Below are 21,106 nucleotides of genomic sequence, written 5' to 3' on the forward strand. Positions count from 1 at the left end.
TGATTGGTAGGACATTGTAACCGCTAAAGCAAATGCTTCAACCGTACCTTACTGCGAATTGAAAAACGGCACCTGTTACGCCAGTTGCCGCCTCTCGGCCCCGCTATCCGCGCTTGCGCGGGTTTTCCACTGACGAAAGAATGCCGCGAAATATGGCCACTTCACTGCCAGATGGACGATTAGTTTCAAAATAACGCCTGACCCGACGCCGCAGAAGTCGTGGATTCTCAGGGTCCAGGAATCCCGTATTGACCATCACGCGATCCAGGTGTTCGAAGAAATGCTCCATGGACTCACTGGTGGCTGGCAGCTCATCGGGATCCACAGCGACCGGAGAAGCCGCACCCGGCTCTTCTTCAGACCCCTTCCACTTACCCGGTTGGGGCATCGGAGCACCTTGTGGCACCGACTGCAACGCCTGTGACAGCTCATAAGACACAACCTGAACAGCACTGCCCAGGTTCAAAGAAGAAAAATCCGGGTTGCATGGAATTCTGAGCAATCGCGTACACAGATCCAGCGACTCATTACTCAAACCCGAGCGCTCCTGCCCGAAAACGATGGCCACTTTGTAGCCGTCTGGCTGTGCAGCCAACTCACCCAGTCCTTCAGCAATTTTGCGACATGACAAAAGCGGCACTGCCAACTGGCGAGCACGCGCACTGGTTCCCACCACAATACGGCAGTCAGCGATAGCCTCCTGCAGGGAATCAAAGGTCTGCGCCTCCTTCAAGACGTCGTTGGCACCCGAAGAACGGGCCAAAGACTCTGCAGATAAATGCGGACAAGTGTCAACCAGACGCATCTTCATGAAGCCCATGGTTTTCATGGCTCTTGCAGCTGCACCCAGGTTACCGGTGTGGGTCGTGCCCACCATTACAAATACTATTTCTACGCTCATGCGCGAATGATGTCACAACTGATGCCGGAAGCCACAGATCAGAGGTCATTTGGCACTACACTATGAGACCTAGCCCAGACAAGCGAATCCAGACATGCACCCGATGCTCAACATCGGCATCCGCGCTGCCCGCGCAGCCGGAAAAGTCATCACACAAAATGTAGACCGTTTCGATCCCAAGACCATTGAGAAGAAACAGCGAAATGATTTCGTCACCGAAATTGATCGCAAGGCCGAAACTGAAATCGTCAATACGCTACAGCGTTCCTACCCGGATCATGCGTTTCTGTGCGAAGAAAGCGGCCTGATAGGTGATGAGACCGCCGAATATCGTTGGATCATCGATCCTCTCGATGGTACAACCAACTTCATCCACGGCTTACCGCACTTCAGTGTCTCCATTGCACTGATGCAGAAGAACCGTTTGTTTCAGGCTGTCGTCTACGACCCCATGCGGCAGGAACTGTTCACTGCAGGCAAAGGCGAAGGCGCCTTTCTGGACAGCAAACGATTGCGAGTAGGCACCACCAACCATCTGGAAAACGCCTTGCTCAGCTGCGGTTTTCCTTATCGTGACGGTCAGGATCTGGACTTTTTCCAGAGAACGACCCGCCACTACACTGAACGCGCTGGCGGTGTTCGCCGTCTCGGTTCGGCCGCTCTTGACCTTGCCTACGTCGCAGCTGGACGTATCGATGGCTGCTGGCTGACCGGTCTGCAAAGTTGGGATATGGCCGCTGGTGGCCTTATCGTCAGAGAGGCCGGTGGCCTGCTCAACGATTTTGACGGCGGTGACGACTGGATGGACAAGGGCGAAGTGATAGCAGCTTCACCCAAGATTCATCACCAGATGCTCGAAGTCATGAAGCCTCTATCAGCCGCACGCCGGAACTTGCCTGCCCGCAAACCCGTTTAGGCAAGGCAGATCGGCGGAAGCACCGCGTCGGGCGCAGTTGCGTTATATACGCACTGCGCTCGCCTCGTGCAGACGCGACAGGAGCGCGCGCGCGCCCGTATTAGACAGTTCTGAGCCCCTACTGTGCGTACAACGCCGCCTCCTTATCCAATCAAGTCGGGGTTCTTGCATTTCATACAGCAAGTTAATCGCACAATCATGCACTGGATTGGCACCAAGCCGAGATTTTCAGACTCTCCATCAATCAATGCAGGTCCGCTACACAGGACCCACCCTTCCTCATCTCAGAAGCGGCTTGTCAATCCTATTGAGTAGTTGACCCACCCCACCAAAGGTGGTCGGGGGCCAAACTACCCCGGGAAACACCTATTCAGGGCATTGCATCCAGATCAGCGCCTTCTTTTTCAACCGGCATCAGATCTTCTTTGGTAATTCCCATGTGCAATACCGTTGCGCTCGCCACAAAGATGGATGAATAGGTACCAACAAATATTCCGATGATCAACGCCAGTGCAAAGCCACTGATAATCTGACCGCCTAGCAGGAACAGCGCGACCAGAACCATCATGGTGGTGCCAGAGGTAATGATGGTTCGTGACAAGGTCTGATTGATGGAATCGTTCATGACCTGGGCAGGTGTGCCGGTTCGCATGGCCAGAAAATTCTCTCGAATCCGGTCAAATACCACGATCGTGTCATTCAATGAATAGCCGACCACCGCCAGCAATGCCGCCAATATCGTCAGATCAAATTCGATCTGGAACAAGGCAAAAAATCCGACCGTGATGATGACGTCATGGATCAGCGCCAGTACAGAGCCCACTGCGAATTTCTTCTCAAAGCGAAACCAGATATACAGAATGATGCCAAACAATGCCGATAGCACGGCCAGCCCACCCTTTTCACGCAACTCCTCACCCACCTGAGGCCCAACGAACTCTACACGCCGCATGGCTACTTCTGAATCACTGGATTCGGTCAGTACCTTCAGTACCTCACCACTTACCGTTGCGCTATTTGCCCCTTCAGTGGGCGCCATGCGAATCAGCACTTCCGTGCTGCTACCGAAGGTTTGCACTTGAGTGTCTGGAAATTCGGCATCCACCAGAGCGGCGCGAATCTGGTTCAAATCAGGCGCTTGCTCGTAACCCACCTCGATGGTGTAACCACCCGTGAAATCGACTCCCAGGCTCATCCCCCGAATGGCGATGGCCAGAATCGCTATGGCCAGCATCACACCAGACACGATCACAGCGAGTCGATACCGGCCCATGAAATCGAAATTGGTATCGCGAATCAGACTACGCATCGATGAATATCCCGAACGTCACTACACGCGGTAATGAACAATGAAACTAGGTGAGCAACCTGACGAAGCAAAAGCGGCAGGTTGCATGAAAGGTATTGACGGGCAATCAGATAGGTAAAGTGTTCAGTCGACGCCCACCGTACAAGGTATTGACGATGACTCGAGTGCCGAAAATGGCTGTGAACATCGAGGTCAGAATACCTATGCACAAGGTGACCGCAAAACCCTTGATGGGGCCAGTACCCAGACTGAACAACACCACCGCTGCAATCAGCGTCGTGACGTTGGCATCAGCGATAGTCGAGAAGGCTTTATCATAACCAGCAGAAATGGCTGTCTGTACCGCGGTCCCCGACTTGAGTTCTTCTCGTATCCTTTCAAAAATCAGCACGTTTGCATCGACCGCCATACCGACAGTCAAAACAATTCCGGCAATACCCGGCAACGTCAAGGTTGCTGTCAGGGCACCGAGCACTGCAATAATCAAGACGACATTGGTGACCAGTGCCAAGCCGGCAATGATGCCGAAAACACGATAATAGACAGCCATGAAAACCACGACGATAGCCAGACCAACAACCGCCGACATGAAGCCCTGACGGATATTGTCCTTACCCAGGCTTGGACCCACTGTCCGTTCTTCGACAATCTGTACGGGTGCTTTCAACGCACCTGCGCGTAGCAGCAACGCCAGATCCGCCGCTTCCTGAGCACCCAGACCTGTCGTCTGGAATCGATGACTGAGCACATCGCGGATAGTCGCCGCATTGATGACTTCTTCGACCTTGGTAACTTTCTTGACGGTCTCGCCATTGACCTGAATATTGTCAATCCGGTTTTCGATATAGACCACCGCCATCAGGTTGCCCACGTTCTCTTGTGTGACTTCCTGCATGCGTCGTGCGCCGGCATTATCCAGATTAACGAAAACAGCAGCGGTACCGGTTTGCTGATCGATGCCTGAGGAAGCACCCTTGATCTGGTCGCCGGTAACAATGATGTCCCGATCGAGCATGATGGTGGAACCATCTTCACGACGCTTGTAGGGACGTGCATCGGATCGGGTGGAGACCAGTCGATATTCCAGAGTGGCGGTAGCACCGAGAATTTCCTTGGCTCGTGCTGTGTCCTGAACGCCCGGCAACTGCACCACAATACGCTCGAGGCCCTGTTGCTGGATAACTGGCTCGGAAACACCCAGCTCATTGATCCTGTTACGCAACGTGACGATGTTCTGCTGAAGAGCACTACGCTGCTCTTCCTGTATGGCAATTTCAGACAATTTGGCGGTGATATAGGCAAACTCACCTTCTTCAGATGTCTGAAATTCGAGATCCTGAGCCTCTTCCCTGAAGACATCCAGCATCCGGTCTCGCTCTGCGACATCCTTGAAACGCGCGCTCAACTCACCTTTTGAATGCTGGATCGAAGTACCGCGAATCTTGGCCTCACGCACCTCACGCTTCCACGCAGGTATGAAGCGTTCCTCTGCTGAAGCAATCGCCGCTTCCATGTCCACTTCCATGAGAAAGTGCACACCACCGCGTAAATCAAGACCGAGAAACATGGGCTGGGCAATATTGCGCAACCAGGCTGGACTGGCATCAACCAGATTCAGTGCCGTAATATAGCTATTGGGATCCAGCTCTGCAGCCAGCGCATCCCGAGCGCGAAGCTGCTCATCTTCGCTGGTGAAAAGAGCCAGATAACGACCGTCATCTTCCCGGATTTCTGCATCCGTGAAACCGGAATCTGCCAGTATCTTGTTGAACTTGGCGACATCATTTGCTGTCAGCTCGGCGGAACGCGCCGAGATCTGAACAGCAGGATCGCTGCCGAACAAGTTGGGCAGCGCGAACAGCACGCCAATAAGCAAAACGGCTGCAAGCAGCAACGTCTTCCAGAGCGGATTGGTATTGGTCATGCTGAAGTGTCTTGGTTGACTAGATGGGGCCGAATTAGATGTTTTTCAGAGTGCCTGATGGCAACAAGGCAGCAACAGCAGCCTTCTGAACGTTGACTTCAACACCTTCTGAAACTCGAAGTGAAAGGTAAGCATCGCCCACTTTAGTGACGGTACCGCCCAGTCCACCATTGGTAACGACTTCATCGCCCTTTTTCAAGGCTCCGACCATGGACTTATGTTCCTTCATCCGCTTTTGCTGCGGTCGAATCATCAGGAAATAGAATACCGGCAGCATAAGCAGCAGCGGAAGAATACCCATAAGTGAGCCACCTGTACCGGCGCCCTGGGCATATGCATTACTGATAAAAAAATCCATGTCTGTAACTCTTGGAGTGGAGGCGGAATGTAACGCGCAATTATGCCATAGACCACGCGCTCTTCCCGAGGTTTCCTGCGCCTCGAGGCTGCACGTAGGGCACAACCGTCAGGATCAGGCCCCAGTGGCCCGTTGAATTTCGAATTCCCGTGTGAACTGATCCATCTGACCAGCATCCAGCGCTTGCCGAATGTTTTGCATCAGCTGCTGATAATAATGCAGGTTATGGATAGTGTTCAGACGTGAACCCAGAATTTCGCTGCACTTGGATAAATGATAAAGGTAGGCGCGGGAGTAGTTCTGACAGGTATAGCAGCTGCAATCAGAGTCTATCGGCTGTGTATCGGTTCGAAAACGCGCATTGCGCAATCGCAGATCACCCTTGTGCGTATAGATATAGTCGTTGCGCGCGTTACGGGTAGGTAAGACACAGTCGAACATGTCGATCCCCCTGATGACAGAGGCCACGATATCTTCCGGCTTACCGACTCCCATCAGATAACGTGGCCGATTAGCTGGAAGGTGCGGCAACGTGGTGTCCAGCACGGAATCGCGTATCGATTTTTCTTCACCAACCGCCAGACCGCCGACGGCATATCCTGGAAAATCCAGCTCGACCAGCGCATCACAGGACTGCTTGCGCAGATCTTCGTACATGCCTCCCTGCACAATACCGAACAGGGCATTGGGATTCTCCAACTCGGCAAAAGCATCCTTGCAACGTCGCGCCCAGCGCATGGACAGCTCCATGGATGTCGCAGCCTGATCGTGCGTGGCCGGATAAGGTGTGCATTCATCAAATGCCATGACGATATCGGATCCCAGATCGGTCTGGATACGCATGGACTCTTCCGGGCTCAGAAACACCTCAGAGCCATCAATAGGCGAACGGAAACGGACACCTGACTCATCGATCTTGCGAAGCTTGGCTAGGCTGAACACCTGAAAACCACCGGAATCCGTCAGAATCGGGCCAGACCAATGCATGAAATCATGCAAATCACCGTGCAATTTAATGATATCGGTGCCGGGGCGCAGCCACAAATGAAAGGTGTTGCCGAGGATTATTTCAGCACCAACACTGCGAATCTCTTCCGGAGTAACCGATTTGACCGTACCGTAGGTACCCACCGGCATGAAGGCTGGTGTTTCAACCGTGCCACGATCAAAGTGCAGACGCCCACGTCGAGCATTGCCGTCGGTTCCCAACAAATCAAAACTGAAATTCACGTACGCACTCCGAGCTGATTGCTCTACGAAATCTTGGGCCACACCAGCATGGCGTCGCCGTAACTGAAAAACCGATAACGCTCAAGCACCGCCATCCGATAGGCCTGCATGATGGTATCCAGCCCCGTAAAACTGGCTACCAGCATCAACAGCGTTGATTCCGGCAGATGAAAATTAGTCACCATGGCGTCCACGACGTAAAACTTCGCTCCCGGAACCAGGAACAATCGAGTTTCACCATTGAATGGTGCCAGCACTCCTGTTTCAGCAGCTGCAGCCTCCAGCGCACGCACCGAGGTGGTTCCCACCGCAACAATGCGCCCGCCCCTCGCCTTAGCCGCCTGAATCTCTGCCACGGTTGCAGCATCCACCGTAACGCGCTCGGCATGCATGACATGCTCGGCTGGATTCTCGACCCGCACGGGTTGAAATGTACCTGCGCCGACATGCAGTGTAATAAAACTGTGGGTAATACCGGCAGCGGACAAGGCCTGCAGTAGATCTTCGTCAAAATGCAGACCTGCCGTGGGCGCTGCAACGGCACCGGGAGATTTGGCAAATACGGTCTGGTACCGCTCATCGTCAGCGGCATCTGGTGCGCGTTCAATATAGGGAGGCAGTGGAATTTCGCCCTGCGCCTCGATAAAGCGAGTTAATACATCATTGCTGTTATCAACGGCCTCCAACTCGAAGAGGTCATCTTGTCGCCCCACAACCCTCGCCTCACAGTGAGGACAATCTGCTGATTGCGTATCACGACCTGACAATACAATAATGGAACCCGGCTTCGGAGACTTGCTGGCGCGTATCTTGGCAAGCACACTACCCCGACTGGTCACCCGCTCCAGCATCATCTCCAGCTTGCCGCCCGATGCCTTGGCACCATACAGGCGAGCCGGAATAACCCGAGTATTATTGAAAACCAGATGGTCACCCTTCTTCAACAGGCGAGGCAAATCACGCACGCTAAGGTGCTGAACAGCTTGTGATTCGGAGTTTTCAGTGTCCGACGCCTTACCGACACGTCCATCTACAACCATTAGACGACTGTCGCTGCGTGCGGCCAGAGGTGCCTGAGCAATCAGCTCATCGGGTAGATCATAAAAAAAGTCGCTAAGCCTGAAGGCTTCCAGATCGGGTGTCGCGCTCTGCGTATCGGCGCGCTCAATGAGCCTGGAGTTCTGAGCGATATCAGCCTTGTCCACGTATGTGCAATCTAGAAAAGGTGGAAGTTAGGGTTCGTTGTTTCACGAGCCCTTGGGCCGTAGATTTGCGCTTGGTGCCGGAGGCGAGACTTGAACTCGCACTCTGTTTCCAGAACCGGATTTTGAATCCGGCGTGTCTACCAATTCCACCACTCCGGCAGCGCATGCGCAGTGTAGGCAAGTTAAGCCTCCACGACAAGTTTGGGGACGAAATAATTCAGATTTATTTTCGAAGCTTGGCCGGCGTGGCGATTCCTTCCAGTGAATTCATCACCGGCAGCAGGTGTGGCTTGCTGATTTTGATCTCCTCCATCGACAATCCGGCCATCTCATGTGGGAAAACCAGCCAGTCATCGGTCTTGTGTGCGCAGTAATCCGGCTCGAAATTGGTTCGGTTCCTTCCCGGCTTGAAATAAGCCGTGGCCACTCGGACATCATGCGGCAAATTCTTGCGTGCACGCTCACTCATCTTGTCAATGATGGCCTTGACACTCAGACCAGTATCGAAGACATCATCAACGATGAGCATCGAGTCCTCGGCGTTCATCTTTTTCGTCAGATAGCTCAATCCATGCACCCGCACACTGCTACTACGCTTGTCGATTCCCGCATAGCTGGAAGTTCGAATGGATATGTGATCGGTCTCCACGCCGTAGAAATCGAGCAACTCCTGAACCATGATACCCACCGGTGTACCCCCACGCCAGACTCCTACAATGTAATTGGGGCGGAATCCACTGGCCAGGATCTGACGCCCCAGCTCCAGGGAGTCTTCCAACAACTGTTGCGCGGATATATAGACTTTTTCGTCAGTGCTCATGCGTCTGAATGTGCCTGTTGGTCGGAAGGGGTCGTCGATAATTGAGAAGCGGCGATTTGCACTTCCGCATTCAAGGCATGTAACACATCAAGCGGCGACTTCGCCTGCGTGATGGGCCTGCCGATGACCAGAAAATCACTGCCTGCCACAATAGCGTCATAGGGTGTCAGCGTCCGTCGCTGATCATCGGGCTTGCCACCATGGCTGGAAATGACACTCACGGGCGCACTCGACCCCTGATCGGGCCGTACACCAGGTGTTACGGTCAGAAAGTTGCTTTTGGCAATGGCACGAATCCGGGCCACCTCATGCGGCGAACAAACCACACCATCCAGCCCTGCTTGCCGTGCCAGCGTTGCCAAGCGGGTTACCTGGTCCGCAGGCTCAACATCCAAACCCACAGCGGCAAGCTCGTTTCGATCAAGACTCGTCAAGACAGTCACCGCAATAAGACGCGTTCCACCGGCATGTTCAGCACTACGATCGAACTGCTGCACCGCATTTCTGGCGGCCTGCAACATCGCCGGACCACCACTGGCATGCACATTCACCATCCAGACGCCCATGGCCGCTGCCGCCTCGACAGCGCTGGCAACCGTATTGGGAATATCGTGATATTTAAGGTCAAGAAAGACATCAAAACCGGCTTTCTGGCACTCCTCGACAAGGCTTGGACCCGCCAGCGTATACAACTGATTTCCAATCTTCAGGCGCGTCAGAGAAGGATCCAGACGTTCAACCAACGCCCGTGCCTGTGCCGGAGTAGAAAAATCCAGTGCCGTTATGATTCTATTCATTCGCCTTCCACGCCGATGATGGTTGATACGCTATCCCACTGCCCACAACTCGGGCAGCGCCAATGCATCACGTTACCCTGAAACCCGCAAGAATTGCATCGATAGGCGGGTTTATCTTCCACCACCTGATCGAGAAGGCCACAGATCACCTGCACCTTATCCCGCTCGCCAGGTTTGCTGAGGGCAACCTGATCATGAACCCAGTCTCGCAACCCCTTGAGGGAGGGTCGCTTCAGTATCTGGTCCTTGAAAAAACGATCAGCAGCTTCGCTGCTGTGTAACTCTGCAATGACAGCCCGCGTGCTGCGAATGACAGAATAGGCATTCTTCTGCTCATGAATACGCTTGACGAATGCCAACAGTTGCAATGGTTGATTAGCCGCCTTGAGTGCTGCGAAACGAGAATCAATGATTTCAGGCATCAACTCCGGGCGTAACGACTCCACTTGCCCATAAAGAGTCAGTGACAAATCATGATCACCAGCCTCCAGAGCCATGGATGCCTGCATCATCAAGGCCCGGGCACACTGGGGATGATGACGTCGGGCCTTTTCCAGAAACTCTGCAGCGCTCGCTGTCTGCTGCTGTTTTTGCGCCAGTACGGCACGTTCGCAGTAATAGTGCGCAATTCGGGCACGCGCATTGTTTCCGGTGTTTTTCTCAAATTCGATGGCAACAGCAATAGCCTGCTCCCAGTCCTGCTCCTGCTCATGCAATTGCAACAGACTATCGTAGGCATCTCCACGACGATGCTCCGAGCCCAGAAGCTCATGAAGAACGTGCTCCGACCGATCCAGCAGACCCGCTGAACCATAATCTCTGGCCAGTTCGAATCGGGCAGTTTCACGGATATCCTCTGGCAGAGCGACTTTATCAATGACACTCTGGTGCAGCAAGATTGCCCGCTCGACCTCGCCGCGCCGACGATAGAGATTACCCAGGGCTATATGGGTGTCCGCCGTATCACGACTGGTCCCGGACAGGTCATCAAAGAGCTCCAAAGCCTTGCCTTGCTGCTCGGAGAGCAACACATTAAGACCTTGATGAAAATTATTGGTGTAGTCCCAGAACGCATCGGGCCGTTTGGCATCACTACGCTTCGCGGCAAACCAACCCGCTACAGCAGCAACTGGCAGCAACAGCCACAAGAGGTCTGGGATACTCACCAGGAACGGCTCTCAAAGTTCAACGGCGCCAGTATTTCACGATATGTTTTTAACAGGATTCCGGACTGCTCAGAGTGAAACTCCAAACCAGACAACTGGCACACAAGCCTAGTCGTCGTCCTCATCATCTGTGTAGTTTTCTGACGCTTCATTAACTCCGCCAGTCCCATTGTTGACCCGTTCTCGCAATTCCTTGCCGGGCTTGAAATGAGGAACATGCTTGCCTCGCAGGGCTACCGCATCACCCGATTTGGGATTGCGACCTATTCTTGCTTCACGAAAATGCAGACTGAAACTGCCGAAGCCACGAATCTCGATACGCTCGCCACCGGCAAGCTCCTGACTCATCTTTTCAAGCAGACTCTTGACCGCAAGCTCTACATCCTTTGGCGCCAGATGACTCTGGTTACGTGCCAACGAATCAATGAGATCTGATTTTGTCAGACTTTTATCCGTGCGCGAACGTTCGCTCATGTCTCACCTTGTATTTACGTCCGTTTCCAGCGGCCCGGCTTGTCATTCGCCGATACCGGGTCTGAATTGGTTGAAGTTTGCCCCGCCAAGGCAGCCTCTGTACTTGTAGAGACTGCCCGGCAGGACTCACTTTCTAACCGGGATTATGGACTTATTTGTCCAGTTTACCGAACTGCTCCTTCATCAGATCACCCAAAGTGGTGCCTGCTGGCTCCGCTGAAGTGTCGTTGTAGTCACTCATGGCTTCTGCTTCATCAGCATAGTCCTTCGCCTTGATAGACAGGCTCAGCATGCGTGACTTACGATCAGTACCGATGAATTTCGCTTCGATCTCGTCACCTTCCTTCATGTGCTGACGAACATCTTCAACACGCTCACGGGAGATTTCAGAAGCGCGCAATACACCTTCAACACCGTCGCCCAGATCGATGATGGCGTGCTTTGTATCAACTTCCTTGACGATACCTTTCACGATGCTGCCCTTCGGGCTATCAGCAACGAACTGACCGAATGGGTCACGATCGATTTGCTTCACACCCAGAGAGATGCGCTCGCGCTCGGGATCAACGGCCAGAACAACGGCTTCGATCTCGTCACCTTTCTTGTAGTTGTGAACGGCTTCTTCGCCAGTCTCGTTCCAGGACAGGTCAGACAGATGGATAAGACCGTCGATTCCGCCTTCCAGACCGATGAAGATACCAAAGTCAGTGATTGACTTGATAGTACCGGCAACCTTGTCACCCTTGTTGAACGACTCAGAGAAGTCTTCCCATGGGTTCGGCTTACACTGCTTGATACCCAGAGAGATACGACGACGTTCCTGGTCGATATCGAGGATCATGACTTCAACTTCGTCACCCAGTGCAACAACCTTGTTCGGGTTGACGTTGCGGTTGGTCCAATCCATTTCGGATACGTGAACCAGACCTTCAACACCTTCCTCGATCTCTACGAAACAACCGTAGTCAGCAATGTTGGTGACCTTACCGAACAGGCGTGAGCCTTCTGGGTAACGACGAGTCAGATCAACCCATGGATCTTCACCCAGTTGCTTCAGACCCAGTGATACGCGGTTACGCTCGCGATCGAATTTGAGAACCTTGACTTGCATTTCCTGACCGACTTCAACAACCTCCGAAGGATGCTTGACGCGCTTCCACGCCATGTCAGTGATGTGCAACAGACCATCGATACCACCCAGATCAAGGAACGCACCGTAATCGGTGAGGTTCTTGACGATACCCATGATTTCCTGACCTTCTTGCAGATTTTCGAGCAGTTGCTCGCGCTCTGCGCTGTACTCTGACTCAACTACCGCACGTCGTGATACGACGACGTTGTTGCGACGCTGGTCAAGCTTGATAACCTTGAATTCGAGTTCCTTGCCTTCGAGGTAGCTGGTGTCACGTACGGGACGTACGTCAACCAGTGAACCCGGCAGGAATGCGCGGATATCGCAAACTTCAACAGTAAAGCCGCCTTTGACCTTGCCAGTGATGTTGCCTTTGATGATCTCGTCATTTTCCTGGGCTCTTTCGAGGATTGTCCAGGAGCGTGCGCGGCGAGCCTTTTCACGTGAAAGCTTGGTTTCGCCGAAACCATCTTCAACGGAATCGAGTGCAACTTCGACGCTGTCGCCGATTTTTACATCGGTTTCGCCATTTTCGTCTTCAAATTCTTCAATAGGCACTGCGCCTTCGGACTTGAGGCCGGCATTAACGATGACATAGTCACCCGTGATGTCGACAACTGTTCCAGTAAGTATGGAACCGATTTTCATCTGGGAGTTGGAGATGCTCTCTTCGAAGAGCTCCGCAAAAGATTCTGACATTAAGTAGTAAACCTGTTAGGTGAGTGACGCAGCGTCATCATGACAAGGCGATGTGTTAATTGACAAAAAACCCGACCATCATGGTCTGGCAGTACGTTATGCAGGTTGATCAATGCATGACGGGCATGCGTAAAGGACGATATTGAACGAGCCTACGCTCTTGATGCAAGGGACACTCCAGATGATGTTATCCGGCCATGCATGCCTGAGGCAACGCAGAACGTATGCGCGCTACCACCTGCTTGATGGATAAATCACTGGAATCGATGATGAGCGCGTCGTGGGCAGCAACCAACGGCGAATGCTCGCGGGAACTGTCACGTTCGTCGCGCGCACCAATCTCTTGCAGCAAGCTCCCCATTGTAACGTCGATCCCCTTGTCTTTCAACTGCTTAGCCCGTCGCTCCGCGCGTACTTCCACAGATGCAGAAAGAAATACCTTCAAAGTGGCGTCTGGAAACACGACTGTGCCCATATCCCGACCATCAGCAACCAACCCCGGAGAGGTACGAAAACTGCGCTGTTCGTCAAGCACAGACTCACGAACCAGTGGCATCACCGCAACTTTGGACGCCGCATTACCAGTTGTCTCCCGCCGAATGTCATAGGTTACATTTCTCTCATTTAACCAGACTTGTACGCCATCAACGTCCGGAATGAAGGTGGCTTTCATGCTGACAAGAGCGCTCATGACAGAAGACTCAGTATCCAGATCAGCCCCGCAATCCAGCGCATGCAGAGCCGCCGCCCTGTAGACAGCTCCGCTGTCCAGCAGGTGAAAGCACAGTTCGCTGGCCAGTTCGCGGGCAATTGTCCCCTTGCCTGCGCCAGACGGACCATCGATGGTGATGACAGGTATATCGGTCATGAATCAGAAATCTCGGCAGCTCATTTATCGGTATCGTTCACTGATTCCGTCAGATGAAGCCCTGCGTTAGCCGCAATGCTGGCAAATCCTGGAAACGAAGTATTGACATTGTCACAATCCAGTACGGTAATGGACCCGTCGCAAATGAGCGACGCCATCGCGAAAGACATGGCCGTACGGTGATCTCCACAGCTGTCTGCAACACCACCTACCAGTCGCTTACCGACAATTCGGGCGCCATCGGGGGTATCCGTGATATCCGCACCCAGTGCCCGCAGACCATCCGCCATGACTTGAATGCGATCAGTCTCCTTGACGCGCAGCTCTTCAGCCCCCGTCACAATGGTCTCACCATCAGCAGCAGCTGCTGCTACGAAGAGCGCTGGAAACTCGTCGATAGCCAATGACACCAGCTCTTCAGGCACATGGATGCCTTTCAACTTGCCACCCAGCACAACCAGATCAGCAACCGGCTCGCCGCCGGTAACTCTCTCATTGGTTACCTGAATGTTGGCCCCCATCAGCTTCAGAATGGCAATGACACCCGTCCGGCTTGGATTCATGCCGACACCGGTCAGCAGCAAATCAGAACCCGGAGTCATGCTGGCCCCTACCAGAAAGAATGCGGCGGAGGAAATATCACCAGGCACAACCAGAGAAGTCCCCTTCAATTGCTGCCCACCCTGCACCGAGGCGCTCAGACCGCTTACCTGAACATCAACACCAAAACCGCGCAGCATGCGCTCAGTGTGATCTCTGGTAATCGCAGGCTCGTGAACCGTAGTCGTGCCACTGGCGTGCAATCCGGCCAGAAGTATTGCTGATTTGACTTGAGCACTGGCCATTGGGCAGGTGTATTCGATGCCCTTCAACTGAGCGGCGCTCTGAATGACCAATGGTGGGGTGCCACCGTCACCGGTAAGAACTTTTGCGCCCATCTGGCTCAATGGATCAACGATTCTGCGCATGGGCCGGCCGCTCAGGGAGGCATCACCCGTCAATGTGGCAGGAATGTTCATACCAGCCAGCAAACCCGTCAACAAACGCATACCGGTGCCCGAGTTTCCCAGATAAACAGGCCCCTGAGGCGCTTTCAGTGCAGCAACACCCTGACCATACAAGGTCACTTCACCAACACCACCACGCTCGATCCGCACTCCCATGGCCTGGAAAGCTTCCAGTGTATGCAGGCTATCCTCACCTTCGAGAAACCCCTGCACCTGGGTTGTGCCGTGGGCGATACCACCAAACATGATGGAGCGATGCGACATGGATTTGTCACCAGGCACCTTGACCGTACCGGTGAGTTTGGTAGCCGGTTCAAGGTGGAAGGTTCTACCTGAAGGAGATGAAGCCTGATTCACGAGCAGTCCTGGTAAGTTATTGCCAAAATGGTAACACCACGGCTGCCCTCTTTTGCGTTGCGTTAGCCGATGAAACGCACATAGTTGGATATCCGAACATAAAGCTGAACACTCTCTGCCTTATCGAAGGGTTGTCAGCGTCCTGCCCGTGCATATTGTTGTGTACACTTCGAGGCACCAGAATACCCACCAGATTTTTGTGGATACCATGAAAAAAACAACTGCAAACATCGATTTACGCAAAGCGGGACTGAAAGTCACTCTGCCGCGAATCAGTATTCTGGAGATTCTCGAGGAAGCTGAACAGCACCATATGAGTGCAGAGGATGTCTACAAAACACTTCTGAGCAATGGCAACGAGGTCGGTTTAGCGACGGTTTACCGAGTTCTGACGCAATTCGAAGCCGCCGGACTGGTCACGCGCCATCACTTCGATGGAGGCCAGGCCATCTTCGAACTGGATACCGGCGACAATCATGATCACATCGTTTGCCTGAAGACCGGTAAAGTCGCTGAGTTCAAGGATGAGGCCATTGAAACTCGTCTGATGGAAATCGCTGCAGAGCTTGGCTATACGCTAAGCGATCACAAGATCGTGCTCTACGGCGAGGTCAAGGACCCGGATGAGAAGCAGACACGGTTGAAAATAACCAATTAGGCGCTATTCACTCGATAGTTCGTAGACCTCACTGCCCCAACTGCCCCTTTAAAACCCCTTCAATCTGCAAAGCCATTATCAGATTCACAAAAAGAAATGATTCTCATTTGTCTTTTTAATACTATTCAGTTAACCTGCCAATTGCCGCAATTCTTGAAGTACTGAACAGAGAGACACTTCCAGATGATCGTTTGTCATTGCAATCGCCTGACCGCTAACGATATTGGCGACGCCGTCGAATGTCTGAAGTCCAACTGTGCCAATCCCGACCTGTGCCCGGATAATGTCTATGGCGAACTGGGAGCGTGCCCCCGTTGCTGTAACTGCTTCCCATTGGCGGAGGCCACGATTCGTGAGGCCGAACTACGGTTCATTTCCAAGAGTCAGCTGACAAGTCCAACACCCTTGTCCGCGGAAAACCGCATTTCCTAGACTTCCCAGACCGACAGTTATTTGACCGAACGCTGGCTTATTTTCAGCAGCCTCCTTCATGTATCATGCGCAGAAACCCTTCCTGCTCATTGTCAGAGTAGCCTCTTTGGCAAAGGCTAACATCTAGGAATTCCATCGTATGAAAGGTAGCGAAAAAGTCATCGAGCGTTTGAACACAGCGCTCTTCCTCGAACTGGCTGCGGTCAACCAGTTCTGGCTACACTATCGTCTGCTCGACGACTGGGGCCTGACCAAACTGGCGAAGAAAGAGCGTGAGGAATCCATTGAAGAAATGGGTCACGCAGACAAGATCATCGCCAGAATCATTTTCCTGGGTGGTCACCCCAATCTGCAAACTCTCTCAAGCCTGCGAATCGGCCAGGACGTCAAGGAAATACTGGAATGCGATCTGGCCGGCGAGTACGAAGCTCGCGAATCCTACACAGAATCAAGAGACGTCTGTGAAGCGGAGAAAGATTACGTATCCCAGAACCTTTTCGAAGAACTGCTGACCGATGAAGAAGGTCATATCGACTTTCTGGAAACACAACTGGAACTGCTGGAACGCGTCGGCTTGCAAAACTATCAGGCTCTTCAGGCAGACAGTGCTGACACTTTAGGTTGATACTTTCCGTCATTGCTACTCGGCGGTTCAACTCAACAGCTGCTACCTGATCCAGATTTCCTGGATCAGGCGCTGTGATCATTCGCCTCAAGACGATCGGTTGTCATGGACTCTGAAAGCCCTACTTCTGCGCAGCACTCTCTGCTGACAACCATGCTGCAACACCTGCCAGATTCATTTGCTCAGCTGTTGGCACTGGGCGGCACCGTTACTCTGATACTCATCGCCATGTCGATGGTTGCCTTGACCATCGTCATCGTCAAGAGCATTCAGATGTACGCGGAACGAAGCCGCAACAGCTCTGCAATAGACAGAGCACTGTTGCTCTGGCGACAAGATGATCGCACCGGCGCAATCGCATCTATCAGCCATGCTCAGAGCGGTGTTGGCAGGCTTTTGAAAGTGGCGATGCAAGGTTGTGAATCTCCAGGTGTTTCGGAGGCGCATGTCAAGGAGGAGATTCAGAGGCTTGCCAGTGGCGACATGGAAAACTATCGAAGCCATTTACGCTCTCTGGAATTCATTGGAACTGTCAGCCCCCTGCTCGGACTATTCGGCACCGTACTGGGTATGATCGAGGCGTTCAGACAGATGGAACAAGCCGGATCGCAGGTTGATCCCTCTGTGTTGTCGGGTGGAATATGGCAAGCCTTGCTGACAACGGGTGTTGGTCTGGCGGTGGCAATACCAACCATGTTGGCACATCAGTGGCTGGATCGGCGAGCTGAACGACATGCACACCGCATCGAGGATACCGTAACCCGTGTTTTCACCGCGCATGTCCAGCAAGGCAACAAAGCGAATACTGATGACTTGTCACTGACCACCCGCAGATCTCATGCAGCTGGCTGAGTCCGGATCGAGCGGCCGACGTGCAATCAGTCTGACGCCCCTGATTGATGTTGTCTTCATACTCTTGCTGTTCTTCATGCTGAGCACACAATTCAGCCAACAACAAGCCATGCAGCTTACCGTGCCATCGGAAGCTGGCACTGCCCCAGCCGAGGACATCACAGTCCTGAAGTTACGCCTGTCAGTTGATGGCAACATCATTCTGCAAGACAAGGAAAGCATATTGCCCGCTTTGCTTGCATCTCATACGAGTGTACTGAGCGCTATCAGCCAGGCAGTGCCGATCCAACTGGATGCTGATGATGAGGTGTCCTTGCAACAACTCATACTCGTCACTGACCTGCTTGAACAAGCCGGAGCTGGTACCGTCAAGCTGACTGCACTGCGCTAATGAAGCTGCAACCCGGACGTAAAGGATCAGCAGCATCAGACAACAATCTGATTCCGATGATCAACGTCGTGTTTCTGCTACTCATCTTCTTTATGGTCGCCGGTAATATTCGGGTCTCTGACCCTTTGCCACTGCTTGCACCGACGTCAACACAAGACAAGCCGAGCACGGCTCAAACAGTGCTGTACGTTGCAGGCGATGGGACCTTGATGTTTGAACAGCAACTTATAACGCTGGAGAATCTGGGTTCATACCTGAAAACACTCTCATCAGTGAACGAGCCGACTATCGTAAGTCCTGACAAGACGACCCCGCTCCCTTCTGACACCACTCTCAACATATCCTCAAGCGAAGCTCAGCTGGCAATAAAGGCGGATGCTCAAGTACCTGTCGCCCTATTGAGAAACATCATGAATATCGTCAGGGATGCAGGAATTTCTCAGGTTGAATTGCTGACCACCAGGATTCCAGTGGACGCACCTTGAAGCTGCGACCATGAAAAATCGTACCTTGTGGCTGTTTGCAGCCCTGATTTCAGGCTCTTTGCATGCCCTTCTGATCGTGGTGATGGGCATTGAAACTGAAGCACCCACTCCCAACGTGCCGGGCTCAGGAGGGCTCGTACTAGAACTCACCCAACAACAAGCGAACGCCTCGCCAGAACCAGAACCAGAACCAGAACCAGAACCAGAACCAGAACCAGAACCAGAACCAGAACCGACGCCGACACCTGAACCACAATCAACGAATGAGACTAGCGTTGAAGCTGACAGCGCAGCACAAGCAAGCCCAAGTCTTGAAGGTGGAGATATCAATATCCCGTCGAACAATGGTGGCAGTGCGCAGGCAAAACTTGACTATGAAACCAAACTACAACTCTGGTTGCAAAAGCACATCAACTACCCACGCAGACTGAAACGTCGAAAAATAGAAGGGGATGTTCTGGTTAGCTTCACGATCAGTGCTGATGGCAACCTTTTAGAAGCCTCATTAGTGAAGAGTAGCGGCGTTCCAGAACTTGACGAAGCTGCCATGCAATTGCTGGATGCAGCCGCGCCGTTTCCCGCATTACCCGATGATTTCGGCCAATCCCGATATCAGGTAGTAGTCCCTGTGCGATACACGCTGCAATGACTAGTCTTGCAGCCCACACAGTTGATCAATCGGGTTGGCTCGAACACTGGTCAAAGAAATCCAGCAGGGACTGCGAGGCATTCAAGCCTCCTTGCGCAGTATAAGAACCACGCGCATCGCCACCTGACCATTCATGAGCGAGCTCACCCAATTGCCAGTACCTGCAAACAAGCGCTCCCTCAGCATTTCGATATTCATGAAGCTGGACGCTGTGCCCATCGACTGACTCATCGTGACATCGATACACCAGCTTCTCTTCTGGATGATGCTGATAATACTGCCCCAGACAACGTGTCACTATAAGCTCGGCGTTTTTCGGTTGCACGATCTTGTCCTGATCACCATGAATAACCATCGTTGGCCGATACAAAGTGGCAGGGTTTATCGCGGCTGGAGCATTGCCGCCTGCCATGGCCCTCATGGCTTCAGGCACACTGCTAGCCAGCCCGGTTGCCAGACCTGAATGCACGCCGACAGCTGCGTAGTTTTCCGGATATTGTTCCGCCAAAACCAGAGCCATGGCTCCTCCTGCAGACAGACCTGCAACAAACACCCGTGCAGGGTTCAATTTGTATTGTGTGCACACAGACCTTGTCAATGCACTGATGATTGCAGGCTCTCCAGCTCCCCGCTGCTGATGATCCGGTTCGAACCAATTCCAACAGCGATTGGGGTTCGCAGCCGCACTTTGACTGGGGTACAGCACGGTATAACCCGACTCGTGCGCCAGTGCATTCATACCAGTTCCGATCGAAAAATCTGTTGCCTCCTGAGTACAGCCGTGCAACATGACCAGCAAGGCACCATTACTTTGCGCTGCCGGAGGAAGGTACAGCCGGTAATCGATTGATGCACCCGCATGCTCGAACTCGTCAGTTAAAAATTCACCACCTGTTTTTGCATCGGACACCGGCGAAGCTCCAGAAGAGTCCGACATGCCCACGAAGCCTTGCAACCCCTCTTCAAGCGCTCGCGTAGCCTCCTGCAGATTCTCTGCCGGTGTTTGCAATGCCGCATTGCGCATTGCACGAAGTACATCGTATTTCATTCAAACTTCTCCCAACATCTCAAACTCCTGAACATGAGGAGATCTCACTGAATCCTCTCACCCAGCGCATCCCTTACGGCCCGGCTCGCTTGCAAACTACCCAGAACAGTCAGTGATCCAATCGTTGCCAAAGCGAGCTCAGGCGTAACATCTTCAGCAATACGCGCCAGTCCCAGCACCTTTATATGCAAGAGTTCGCCCGCTTCACGCACCGCCTCCAAATCAGAGCGTTGAAAATCACGCAGACCAATTTCCAGGGTATGCCGAGCAATACCTTGCTCCAGTACCTGCGAATGCGTAGTTAGCTGATTACGTATTGCGGTTCGAATGAAATCCGATCGATTGGAATAGAAACCTTCCTTCACCAACAGATCGACACGTCCCAGATCCACATGGCCCAGATTCAATGTGATCTTTTCGCTCTCTCCCCGGCCTTCTCGACTGCGTACGGCGCTCACGATACCCACCTCTCCAGTTATGAATTTCCTTCCTGCTGGATGGTACTTGGATTCCACCACGCATGAATGGCACAATCTTGATGAGAACAGTTATCATTTGCGCCGTACAGAGTACAATATGATAGACATTTTCAGCTAATTCAGACGGTTGTCATTGCACTTTTCCTCGGACAAGCAGTCTCTCTGAGTCTGGGTGCAGCCTATTGCATGGCATACTCTCCAGAGCTACAACCGCCTTGTACTGGCTTGATACGTCACTACTCATTGCGCTAATGGAATTTGCCGAACTCATTCAACGTCAGATTGTGATCGCTTACGACACCTGGTCCGAAACGAACACAACAA

23 protein-coding genes and 1 tRNA gene are annotated in these 21,106 nt (G+C 52.8%); 8 read left to right on the forward strand and 16 right to left on the reverse strand.

Features of this window, described 5'->3' with window-relative positions:
- Positions 1-103 precede the first annotated feature (103 nt).
- Positions 104-901, reverse strand: a complete 798-nt coding sequence (locus IMCC3135_RS25355) for an RNA methyltransferase (RefSeq protein ID WP_088920129.1) — start codon at positions 899-901, stop codon at positions 104-106.
- Positions 902-995: 94 nt separating this feature from the next.
- On the opposite strand from IMCC3135_RS25355, the gene IMCC3135_RS25360 reads away from it, so the two are divergent.
- A complete protein-coding gene (locus IMCC3135_RS25360; protein WP_088920130.1) occupies positions 996-1,817 on the forward strand; it encodes an inositol monophosphatase family protein in 822 nt (273 codons plus the stop codon).
- A gap of 370 nt (positions 1,818-2,187) precedes the next feature.
- On the opposite strand, the gene secF is transcribed toward IMCC3135_RS25360, so the two are convergent.
- The 13 genes from secF to aroA all read right to left on the reverse strand — a co-directional run bounded on the left by secF (position 2,188) and on the right by aroA (position 15,163).
- Positions 2,188-3,126: a protein translocase subunit SecF gene (secF, locus tag IMCC3135_RS25365; RefSeq protein WP_088920131.1), complete on the reverse strand. Its 939-nt coding sequence runs from the start codon at positions 3,124-3,126 to the stop codon at positions 2,188-2,190.
- Between the two features lie 106 nt (positions 3,127-3,232).
- Entirely contained in the window at positions 3,233-5,050 is a 1,818-nt protein-coding gene (secD, locus tag IMCC3135_RS25370; RefSeq protein ID WP_088920132.1) for a protein translocase subunit SecD, read from the reverse strand.
- 34 nt (positions 5,051-5,084) lie between these two features.
- Positions 5,085-5,408, reverse strand: a complete 324-nt coding sequence (gene yajC, locus IMCC3135_RS25375; protein ID WP_088920133.1) for a preprotein translocase subunit YajC — start codon at positions 5,406-5,408, stop codon at positions 5,085-5,087.
- Between the two features lie 114 nt (positions 5,409-5,522).
- Positions 5,523-6,638, reverse strand: a complete 1,116-nt coding sequence (gene tgt / locus IMCC3135_RS25380) for a tRNA guanosine(34) transglycosylase Tgt (protein ID WP_088922069.1) — start codon at positions 6,636-6,638, stop codon at positions 5,523-5,525.
- A gap of 23 nt (positions 6,639-6,661) precedes the next feature.
- Positions 6,662-7,771, reverse strand: a complete 1,110-nt coding sequence (gene queA / locus IMCC3135_RS25385) for a tRNA preQ1(34) S-adenosylmethionine ribosyltransferase-isomerase QueA (protein WP_088922070.1) — start codon at positions 7,769-7,771, stop codon at positions 6,662-6,664.
- Positions 7,772-7,915: 144 nt separating this feature from the next.
- A tRNA-Leu gene (locus IMCC3135_RS25390) sits at positions 7,916-8,002 on the reverse strand.
- A gap of 64 nt (positions 8,003-8,066) precedes the next feature.
- A complete protein-coding gene (locus IMCC3135_RS25395) occupies positions 8,067-8,663 on the reverse strand; it encodes a phosphoribosyltransferase (protein ID WP_088920134.1) in 597 nt (198 codons plus the stop codon).
- Entirely contained in the window at positions 8,660-9,460 is an 801-nt protein-coding gene (gene pyrF, locus IMCC3135_RS25400) for an orotidine-5'-phosphate decarboxylase (RefSeq protein WP_088920135.1), read from the reverse strand. Before pyrF ends, IMCC3135_RS25395 begins: the two co-directional genes overlap by 4 nt.
- The gene (locus IMCC3135_RS25405; protein ID WP_157736267.1) at positions 9,457-10,626 is read right to left on the reverse strand and encodes a tetratricopeptide repeat protein; all 1,170 of its coding nucleotides are present in this window, start codon (positions 10,624-10,626) and stop codon (positions 9,457-9,459) included. Before IMCC3135_RS25405 ends, pyrF begins: the two co-directional genes overlap by 4 nt.
- 108 nt (positions 10,627-10,734) lie before the next feature.
- On the reverse strand, positions 10,735-11,070 hold the full coding sequence (locus tag IMCC3135_RS25410; RefSeq protein WP_088922071.1) for an integration host factor subunit beta: 336 nt from the start codon (positions 11,068-11,070) through the stop codon (positions 10,735-10,737).
- A 181-nt stretch (positions 11,071-11,251) separates the two neighbouring features.
- Positions 11,252-12,931 carry a 30S ribosomal protein S1 gene (gene rpsA, locus IMCC3135_RS25415; protein ID WP_088920137.1) on the reverse strand — a complete coding sequence of 560 codons (1,680 nt, stop codon included), beginning with the start codon at positions 12,929-12,931 and terminating at the stop codon, positions 11,252-11,254.
- Between the two features lie 187 nt (positions 12,932-13,118).
- Positions 13,119-13,799, reverse strand: a complete 681-nt coding sequence (gene cmk / locus IMCC3135_RS25420; protein ID WP_088920138.1) for a (d)CMP kinase — start codon at positions 13,797-13,799, stop codon at positions 13,119-13,121.
- Positions 13,800-13,819: 20 nt separating this feature from the next.
- The gene (gene aroA / locus IMCC3135_RS25425) at positions 13,820-15,163 is read right to left on the reverse strand and encodes a 3-phosphoshikimate 1-carboxyvinyltransferase (protein ID WP_088920139.1); all 1,344 of its coding nucleotides are present in this window, start codon (positions 15,161-15,163) and stop codon (positions 13,820-13,822) included.
- A gap of 208 nt (positions 15,164-15,371) precedes the next feature.
- On the opposite strand from aroA, the gene fur reads away from it, so the two are divergent.
- The 7 genes from fur to IMCC3135_RS34805 all read left to right on the forward strand — a co-directional run bounded on the left by fur (position 15,372) and on the right by IMCC3135_RS34805 (position 19,255).
- A complete protein-coding gene (gene fur, locus IMCC3135_RS25430; protein WP_088920140.1) occupies positions 15,372-15,821 on the forward strand; it encodes a ferric iron uptake transcriptional regulator in 450 nt (149 codons plus the stop codon).
- 183 nt (positions 15,822-16,004) lie between these two features.
- Positions 16,005-16,253, forward strand: a complete 249-nt coding sequence (locus tag IMCC3135_RS25435) for a (2Fe-2S)-binding protein (protein WP_088920141.1) — start codon at positions 16,005-16,007, stop codon at positions 16,251-16,253.
- Between the two features lie 139 nt (positions 16,254-16,392).
- Complete coding sequence (gene bfr, locus IMCC3135_RS25440; RefSeq protein ID WP_088920142.1) at positions 16,393-16,878, forward strand: bacterioferritin; 486 nt, start codon at positions 16,393-16,395, stop codon at positions 16,876-16,878.
- 105 nt (positions 16,879-16,983) lie between these two features.
- Complete coding sequence (locus IMCC3135_RS25445; RefSeq protein WP_169727525.1) at positions 16,984-17,730, forward strand: MotA/TolQ/ExbB proton channel family protein; 747 nt, start codon at positions 16,984-16,986, stop codon at positions 17,728-17,730.
- Complete coding sequence (locus IMCC3135_RS25450) at positions 17,717-18,121, forward strand: ExbD/TolR family protein (protein WP_088920143.1); 405 nt, start codon at positions 17,717-17,719, stop codon at positions 18,119-18,121. The genes IMCC3135_RS25445 and IMCC3135_RS25450 overlap by 14 nt, the downstream gene beginning before the upstream one ends.
- Complete coding sequence (locus tag IMCC3135_RS25455) at positions 18,121-18,606, forward strand: ExbD/TolR family protein (RefSeq protein WP_088920144.1); 486 nt, start codon at positions 18,121-18,123, stop codon at positions 18,604-18,606. Before IMCC3135_RS25450 ends, IMCC3135_RS25455 begins: the two co-directional genes overlap by 1 nt.
- A gap of 10 nt (positions 18,607-18,616) precedes the next feature.
- Positions 18,617-19,255 carry an energy transducer TonB family protein gene (locus IMCC3135_RS34805; RefSeq protein ID WP_088920145.1) on the forward strand — a complete coding sequence of 213 codons (639 nt, stop codon included), beginning with the start codon at positions 18,617-18,619 and terminating at the stop codon, positions 19,253-19,255.
- Positions 19,256-19,280: 25 nt separating this feature from the next.
- Here IMCC3135_RS34805 and IMCC3135_RS25465 read toward each other — a convergent pair whose 3' ends face one another.
- Both IMCC3135_RS25465 and IMCC3135_RS25470 read right to left on the reverse strand, forming a co-directional pair.
- Positions 19,281-20,303, reverse strand: coding sequence for an extracellular catalytic domain type 1 short-chain-length polyhydroxyalkanoate depolymerase (locus IMCC3135_RS25465; protein WP_088920146.1), 1,023 nt, complete (start codon positions 20,301-20,303; stop codon positions 19,281-19,283).
- A gap of 44 nt (positions 20,304-20,347) precedes the next feature.
- Positions 20,348-20,761 (reverse strand): CopG family transcriptional regulator, encoded by a 414-nt coding sequence (locus IMCC3135_RS25470; protein WP_169727526.1) that lies wholly within the window; start codon positions 20,759-20,761, stop codon positions 20,348-20,350.
- Positions 20,762-21,106: the final 345 nt, after the last annotated feature.

Origin of the sequence: Granulosicoccus antarcticus IMCC3135, from assembly GCF_002215215.1 — a bacterium.
GTDB lineage: Bacteria > Pseudomonadota > Gammaproteobacteria > Granulosicoccales > Granulosicoccaceae > Granulosicoccus > Granulosicoccus antarcticus.

Excerpts from the sequence above, each read along its gene's own strand:
- secD (WP_088920132.1), bottom strand. The coding sequence starts at position 5,050 with ATGACCAATACCAATCCGCTCTGGAAGACGTTGCTGCTTGCAGCCGTT.
- IMCC3135_RS34805 (WP_088920145.1), top strand. The coding sequence starts at position 18,617 with ATGAAAAATCGTACCTTGTGGCTGTTTGCAGCCCTGATTTCAGGCTCT.
- IMCC3135_RS25355 (WP_088920129.1), bottom strand. The coding sequence starts at position 901 with ATGAGCGTAGAAATAGTATTTGTAATGGTGGGCACGACCCACACCGGT.
- IMCC3135_RS25395 (WP_088920134.1), bottom strand. The coding sequence starts at position 8,663 with ATGAGCACTGACGAAAAAGTCTATATATCCGCGCAACAGTTGTTGGAA.
- cmk (WP_088920138.1), bottom strand. The coding sequence starts at position 13,799 with ATGACCGATATACCTGTCATCACCATCGATGGTCCGTCTGGCGCAGGC.
- rpsA (WP_088920137.1), bottom strand. The coding sequence starts at position 12,931 with ATGTCAGAATCTTTTGCGGAGCTCTTCGAAGAGAGCATCTCCAACTCC.
- IMCC3135_RS25465 (WP_088920146.1), bottom strand. The coding sequence starts at position 20,303 with ATGAAATACGATGTACTTCGTGCAATGCGCAATGCGGCATTGCAAACA.
- IMCC3135_RS25445 (WP_169727525.1), top strand. The coding sequence starts at position 16,984 with ATGGACTCTGAAAGCCCTACTTCTGCGCAGCACTCTCTGCTGACAACC.
- bfr (WP_088920142.1), top strand. The coding sequence starts at position 16,393 with ATGAAAGGTAGCGAAAAAGTCATCGAGCGTTTGAACACAGCGCTCTTC.
- fur (WP_088920140.1), top strand. The coding sequence starts at position 15,372 with ATGAAAAAAACAACTGCAAACATCGATTTACGCAAAGCGGGACTGAAA.
- IMCC3135_RS25450 (WP_088920143.1), top strand. The coding sequence starts at position 17,717 with ATGCAGCTGGCTGAGTCCGGATCGAGCGGCCGACGTGCAATCAGTCTG.
- secF (WP_088920131.1), bottom strand. The coding sequence starts at position 3,126 with ATGCGTAGTCTGATTCGCGATACCAATTTCGATTTCATGGGCCGGTAT.
- yajC (WP_088920133.1), bottom strand. The coding sequence starts at position 5,408 with ATGGATTTTTTTATCAGTAATGCATATGCCCAGGGCGCCGGTACAGGT.
- IMCC3135_RS25360 (WP_088920130.1), top strand. The coding sequence starts at position 996 with ATGCACCCGATGCTCAACATCGGCATCCGCGCTGCCCGCGCAGCCGGA.
- IMCC3135_RS25435 (WP_088920141.1), top strand. The coding sequence starts at position 16,005 with ATGATCGTTTGTCATTGCAATCGCCTGACCGCTAACGATATTGGCGAC.
- pyrF (WP_088920135.1), bottom strand. The coding sequence starts at position 9,460 with ATGAATAGAATCATAACGGCACTGGATTTTTCTACTCCGGCACAGGCA.
- IMCC3135_RS25455 (WP_088920144.1), top strand. The coding sequence starts at position 18,121 with ATGAAGCTGCAACCCGGACGTAAAGGATCAGCAGCATCAGACAACAAT.